We start from the raw sequence: 6,281 nt of genomic DNA on the forward strand, positions 1-6,281 counted from the left end.
GGCGGCACCCCACAGGGGTGCCGCCCTTCTCGTCCGCCCGCGGCGGACTGACGTGCCTACTTGCGCATGACCTCCGGCTCGTGGCGGCGCAGCAGTCGCGCGACCGCGAAGCCGCAGGCCACGCCGAGCAGGAGCAGGACCGTGATGTTCAGACCCCACTGGCCGACCGAGTGCTCCCACAGCGGGTCGAGATCGCCCGGCTTCTTCGGGTCCCACGGCGGCATGAGGTGCGCCAGGTCCAGTGTGGCGCCCGCACCGGCGATGGCCCAGCGCGAGGGCATCAGCCAGGCGAACTGCTCCAGGCCGGGCGAGCCGTAGATCTGGAAGAGCACGCCGGTGAAGACGACCTGGACGATCGCGAACATCACCAGGAGCGGCATGGTCTTCTCGGAGGTCTTCACCAGCGAGGAGATGACCAGGCCGAACATCATCGAGGTGAAGCCCAGGGCGATGATGACCAGGCAGATCTCGACGGCCGGCGGCATGAGCAGGCCCTCTGCCGGCATGTCCCGCGTCGCGAAGCCGATGCCGCAGATGATGACGCCCTGGAAGGCCGTGATCACGCCGAGGACGATGACCTTGGACATCAGGTACGCCGAGCGGGAGAGGCCGGTGGCCCGCTCCCGTTCGTAGATGACCCGTTCCTTGATCAGCTCACGTACGGAGTTGGCGGCGCCGGAGAAGCACATGCCGACCGCGAGGATCAGCATGATCGTGCCCGCGTCGCCGTTGAACTTGGCCGGCGGCTTGGGCGGGCCGAGTCCGAAGTCGGCCGGGATGACGACGCTGACGATGCCGAGGACCGCGGGCAGGATCACCATCAGACCCAGGAAGCCCTTGTCGGAGGCGATCACCGAGGTGTAGCGGCGGATCAGGGTCCACAGCTGCGAGCCCCAGCCCTGCGGCTTGGGCGGCCTGATCGCCTGCGGCGGCGGCATGTGGACCGACTGCGCGGCCACGGCGTCGATGTCCGCGGCGTACATCTGGTAGTGCTGCGAGCCCTTCCAGCGGCCCGCCCAGTCGTAGTCGCGGTAGTTCTCGAACGCCGAGAAGACGTCCGCCCACGTCTGGTAGCCGAAGAAGTTGAGCGCTTCCTCCGGCGGACCGAAGTACGCGACCGAGCCGCCCGGCGCCATCACCAGGAGCTTGTCGCAGATCGCCAGCTCGGCGACGGAGTGCGTGACGACCAGGACCGTACGGCCGTCGTCCGCGAGGCCGCGCAGGAGCTGCATGACGTCGCGGTCCATGCCCGGGTCGAGGCCGGAGGTCGGCTCGTCCAGGAAGATCAGCGACGGCTTGGTGAGCAGCTCAAGGGCCACCGACACACGCTTGCGCTGGCCACCGGAGAGGGAGGTGACCCTCTTCTCCTTGTGGATGTCCAGCTTGAGCTCGCGCAGGACCTCGTCGATGCGCTGCTGGCGCTCCTGCTCGCTGGTGTCCGAGGGGAAGCGCAGCTTGGCGGCGTACTTGAGAGCCTTCTTGACGGTCAGTTCCTTGTGCAGGATGTCGTCCTGCGGGACCAGACCGATGCGCTGGCGCAGCTCGGCGAACTGCTTGTACAGGTTCCGGTTGTCGTAGAGGACATCACCCTTGTTGGCGGGCCGGTAGCCGGTGAGCGCCTTGAGCAGGGTGGACTTTCCGGAGCCCGAGGGGCCGATGACCGCGATGAGCGACTTCTCCGGGACGCCGAAGGAGACGTCCTTGAGGATGTCCTTGCCGCCGTCGACCGTCACCGTCAGGTGGCGCGCGGAGAAGGAGACCTCACCGGTGTCGACGAACTCCTCGAGCCGGTCGCCGACGAGCCGGAACGTCGAATGGCCGACGCTGACGATGTCGTTCGGGCCGATGAGGGCCGTGCCCGACTTCGCGATCGGCTGGCCGTTGATGTACGTGCCGTTGTGCGAGCCGAGGTCGTGGATCTCGAAACGGCCGTCCGGAGTGGCCGTGAACTCGGCGTGCAGCCGCGAGACCTGGAGGTCGGAGACGACCAGTTCGTTCTCCAGGGCACGGCCGATGCGCATCTTGCGGCCGAGCGAGAGCTGGTGGAACGTCGTCGGGCTGCGATCCCCGTAGACCGGCGGGGCCCCCGCGACACCGCCGGAACCCGCACCGGGACCCTGCTGCTGCGGGACCTGCGATTGCTGGGGCTGCTGGTGATGAGCCTGCTGCTGGGGCTGCTGCCAGCCCTGCTGCTGGGGCATCTGCTGCTGCGGCTGGTACTGCGGCTGCTGCTGGGGTGCCTGCTGCTGTTGGGGCGCCTGGGCAGCCCAGCCCGGTCCGCCCTGCTGCTGTGCGTGGTGCTGCGGTGCCTGGTGTTGCGGCGCCTGGTGGGCCGGTGCCTGCTGAGCGGCCTGCTGCGGTGCGGACACGGCGGCGGCACCCGACGCGTTGCCGGACACATTCAGGCGCGGACCGTCGGTCGCGTTACCGAGGTTCACGGCCGACCCGGGACCGATTTCCATCTGGTGGATCCGCTGGCCCTGCACAAAGGTGCCGTTGGTGCTGCCGTGGTCCTCGATGACCCAACTGCGGCCGCTCCAGCTGATCGTGGCGTGACGCCAGGACACCCTGGCGTCGTCAAGCGCGAGATCCCCCTGCGGATCACGTCCGAGGGTGTATGACCTGGACGGATCGAGCGTCCAGGTCCTTCCATTCAATTCCAGTACGAGTTCCGGCACTCCAGCCCCACTGAGTTGTCCCCCGAGCTAGCCCCCATATGGGGAGTCTAGGGATGTCGAACATCGGGAGGAACTATTTCAGGCGGAGGCCTCTGACCGAAAGTCGGGCCTTGTGAAGACTGCGTACGGGCCTCCGTGGCCGCCCCGTTGACGGGGCAGAAAACGCCCCGGAGAGTAGTAACCGCCCATGAGTGCATACGGATCATGCGCATTGCGCACATCACGTATCAATAGGGCGACGCGGTGCGAGTCGGGGGGTCCTGATGAAGACCGGCGGGAAACAGGCCGAAGGCCGGGGCGTGCGGTGGGGCGATGTGCTGATCTCCGCCATCGCCGCCGTGAGCTGGGCTCTTGTCGGCATGGCCGGCACGGCGGCGCTCGGCCTGCATCTGCTCGGCGCGGACGAGGTGGGGGCACTGGGGCCGATGACCGCCGCCGTGGTGGCGCTCGGCGCGGGTGGCTCGATCACCCCGTCCGGTGACGTCTCGGCGTTCGGGCTCAAAGGGGCCGAGGCGACCACCGCGATCGACGTCGCACCCCTGGGTGTGGGACTCGCGGGCGCGGTGCTCCTTGCGTATTTCTTCCTACGCTCCCTGCGCGGAGCGGGAGTTGTGATCGCGCCCGCCGAGCTTGCCGCGCGCGCGGGCGCCGTGGTCGTCCTCTTTCTGGCGATGCTCGGGGGGCTCGCATGGGCGGGTCACGACATCATCACGATCGACGGTGACCAACTGGGGATCGACAAGGGCATAGACAAGGGCGTCGACCAGCTCCCGGACGACATCACGGACAAACTTCCCGGCGGGCTCGGTGACATCGGCGGCCTGCTGCCCGACCGGCTCGGCGATCTCGCGAAGGCGAAGGCGTCGGTCGGCTTCACCGTGGACACGGGTCCGACGCTGCTCGGGGGCGCGGTGTGGGTGCTCGTCGTCCTGCTGATCGCGCTGCTCGTGTCACGTCGTACGCCGCTGCCGCGCGGGTGGGACGCCGTGCACCGGGTGGTGCGGCCCGCCTCGTCCGCGCTTGTCACGGTGGCGCTCGTGGCGGTGCTCGCCGGGCTCGCGGCGGCGGTGTACGCCATGATCGGCGACGCCCATCCCAAGCGGATCGCGGGCGCTGCGCTGCTCGGGGCGCCGAACGGGGTGTGGCTCGGGGTGCCGATCGGGCTCTTCGTGCCGTGGGACGGTGAGGCGACGGGCGCGCTCGCGAAGCTCCTGCCGGATCCGCTGGACGACCTCCTGACGGGGTCGGGCGCCTCCGGGAAGGAGGCGGTGACGCTGGGGCGGCTCGCCGAACTCGACAGCCGGGTCTGGCTCCTCGGCGTCGCGGCGGCGCTGATGATCCTGTTCGCGGGGGTGCTCACCGCCGTCCGTACTCCTTACATACGTGGCAAGAGCGGCGCCCTGAGGTTCGCGGGGCAGTGTGCGGTGCGGCTCGGCGTGGTGACGGCGCTCGGCCTTCCGTTGATGGTGTGGCTGACGGGGCTGTCCGCCGACGCCTCCCTCTCGGTGATCGGCTTCGACGCGTTCGGGGCGGGCATCGAATTGCACGGGCGCCTTGGGATGGCGTTCCTTCTTGGTGCGGCGTGGGGTGCCGGGGCGGGAGCGGTGGGGGCTTTGCTCGCGGTGGCGAGCGGGGCCGCGGGGGGACGGGCGTCGCCGCTGGCCCTTGGCGGGGCCGGGGCCGGTGCCGGTGCCGCGGGGGCGCCTGGGGTGGTGCCGCCTGTTGAGGCGGCGGCCGGGGCAGCGGGGGCAGCTGGGCCGTACAGCCCCAGTGCGCCCTTCCGGCCCTCGAATGCCGACACCAATCCGTATCTCCGGCCGCCGCGTGATGTCTCCGGCGCGCCGACGGTGGCGGGTCCGGTCACTCCGCCCCCGCAGCCGAAGCCGCGGCCCCGTTCCTCGGGCGGCGGCGACTGGCCGCCGCCTCCTCCCCCACCGCCGCCTCCGCCGGGCGGGGGTGGCGGCCGGTAGGTACGGTGCTCGGCTTGCGTTCGGCTTGTCGTCGGCCCGTCGGCCCGTCTTCGTGCCGCCGCTTCGCGGCGGATCTTTCCCTCCCACCCACCCGAGCACCCCGCGACACGACAACTCGACGCGATGCATCGCCGGGTAAACGGGTGGGCGGGTGGGAGAAATCCGCCGCGAAGCGGCGGGACAGGAACGCCCCCTGGCCCGCAGCCAAAGACGGGCGACGGGGCAACGGGGCGACGGGGCGACGGGGCGACGGGGCGACGGGGCGACGGGGCGACGGGGCAAGAACGCGACTAGGCCCAGGAAGGTGTCCGGCACGCGGACCACTCCGCTGCCCGCGCAGGGCACCCGGATACGGTGGTCACACCATGAGCGCTCCTCAGCCCCCGCAGCCCGCCGACGTCCCCACGCTCCTCGTCAAGATCTTCGGCAAGGACCGCCCCGGAATCACCGCAGGCCTCTTCGACACCCTCGCCGCCTACTCCGTCGATGTCGTCGACATCGAGCAGGTCGTCACCCGTGGCCGCATAGTGCTGTGCGCGCTCGTGACCGCGCCGCCGGCCGGTCTGGAGGGCGACCTGCGGTCCACCGTGCACAGCTGGGCCGAGTCCCTGAAGATGCAGGCCGAGATCATCTCGGGCATCGGTGACAATCGCCCGCGTGGCCTCGGCCGTTCCCACGTCACCGTGCTCGGCCACCCCCTCACCGCCGAGTCGACCGCCGCCATCGCCGCCAGCATCACCGTGACCGGCGGCAACATCGACCGTATCTTCCGGCTCGCCAAGTACCCGGTCACCGCAGTCGAGTTCGCCGTATCCGGCGCGGAGACCGAGCCGCTGCGCACCTCCCTCGCCCTTGAGGCGGCGAAGCTCGGCGTGGACGTCGCCGTCGTCGCGGCGGGCCTGCACCGCCGTGCCCAGCGGCTCGTCGTGATGGACGTCGACTCGACACTCATCCAGGACGAGGTGATCGAGCTCTTCGCGGCGCACGCCGGCTGCGAGGAGGAGGTCGCCGAGGTGACCGCGGCCGCGATGCGCGGCGACCTGGACTTCGAGCAGTCGCTGCACGCCCGCGTGAAGCTCCTCGCCGGGCTCGACGCCTCGGTCGTCGACAAGGTCCGCTCGGAGGTCCGCCTCACCCCTGGTGCCCGCACCCTCATCCGTACGCTCAAGCACCTCGGCTACCAAGTGGGCGTCGTCTCGGGCGGGTTCACCCAGGTCACCGATGATCTGCAGGAACGTCTCGGCCTCGACTTCGCCCAGGCCAACACCCTGGAGATCGTCGACGGCAAGCTCACCGGCAAGGTGACCGGCGAGATCGTGGACCGCGCGGGCAAGGCGCGCCTCCTTCGCCGTTTCGCCGAGGAGGCCGGGGTCCCGCTCGAGCAGACCGTCGCGATCGGCGACGGCGCCAATGACCTCGACATGCTGAACGCGGCCGGTCTCGGTGTCGCCTTCAACGCCAAGCCCGTGGTCCGCCAGGCCGCGCACACCGCGGTGAACGTCCCCTTCCTCGACACCGTCCTCTACCTCCTCGGCGTCACCCGCGAAGAGGTCGAGGCGGCGGACACGCACACCGACTGAACGTCGGGGCGAGCAGCTTCTTCGTCAGGCCCTACGCCGATGGGCCCCGGTAC

The 6,281-nt window shown here is 70.2% G+C and carries 3 protein-coding genes; 2 read left to right on the top strand and 1 reads right to left on the bottom strand.

The features are described 5' to 3' along the window. Nucleotides 1-56: 56 nt before the first annotated feature. Nucleotides 57-2,678: an FHA domain-containing protein gene (locus ACFQ7F_RS45015; RefSeq protein WP_383285309.1), complete on the bottom strand. Its 2,622-nt coding sequence runs from the start codon at nucleotides 2,676-2,678 to the stop codon at nucleotides 57-59. A 263-nt stretch (nucleotides 2,679-2,941) separates the two neighbouring features. On the opposite strand from ACFQ7F_RS45015, the gene ACFQ7F_RS45020 reads away from it, so the two are divergent. Both ACFQ7F_RS45020 and serB read left to right on the top strand, forming a co-directional pair. Continuing rightward, nucleotides 2,942-4,648: a streptophobe family protein gene (locus tag ACFQ7F_RS45020; protein ID WP_383285312.1), complete on the top strand. Its 1,707-nt coding sequence runs from the start codon at nucleotides 2,942-2,944 to the stop codon at nucleotides 4,646-4,648. Nucleotides 4,649-5,013: 365 nt separating this feature from the next. After that, nucleotides 5,014-6,228, top strand: a complete 1,215-nt coding sequence (gene serB / locus ACFQ7F_RS45025; protein ID WP_383285315.1) for a phosphoserine phosphatase SerB — start codon at nucleotides 5,014-5,016, stop codon at nucleotides 6,226-6,228. Nucleotides 6,229-6,281: the final 53 nt, after the last annotated feature.

The sequence above is a fragment of the Streptomyces sp. NPDC056486 genome, assembly GCF_042795295.1.
GTDB lineage: Bacteria > Actinomycetota > Actinomycetes > Streptomycetales > Streptomycetaceae > Streptomyces.

Coding starts and splice junctions, on each gene's coding strand:
- ACFQ7F_RS45020 (WP_383285312.1), top strand. CDS start 2,942: ATGAAGACCGGCGGGAAACAGGCCGAAGGCCGGGGCGTGCGGTGGGGC.
- serB (WP_383285315.1), top strand. CDS start 5,014: ATGAGCGCTCCTCAGCCCCCGCAGCCCGCCGACGTCCCCACGCTCCTC.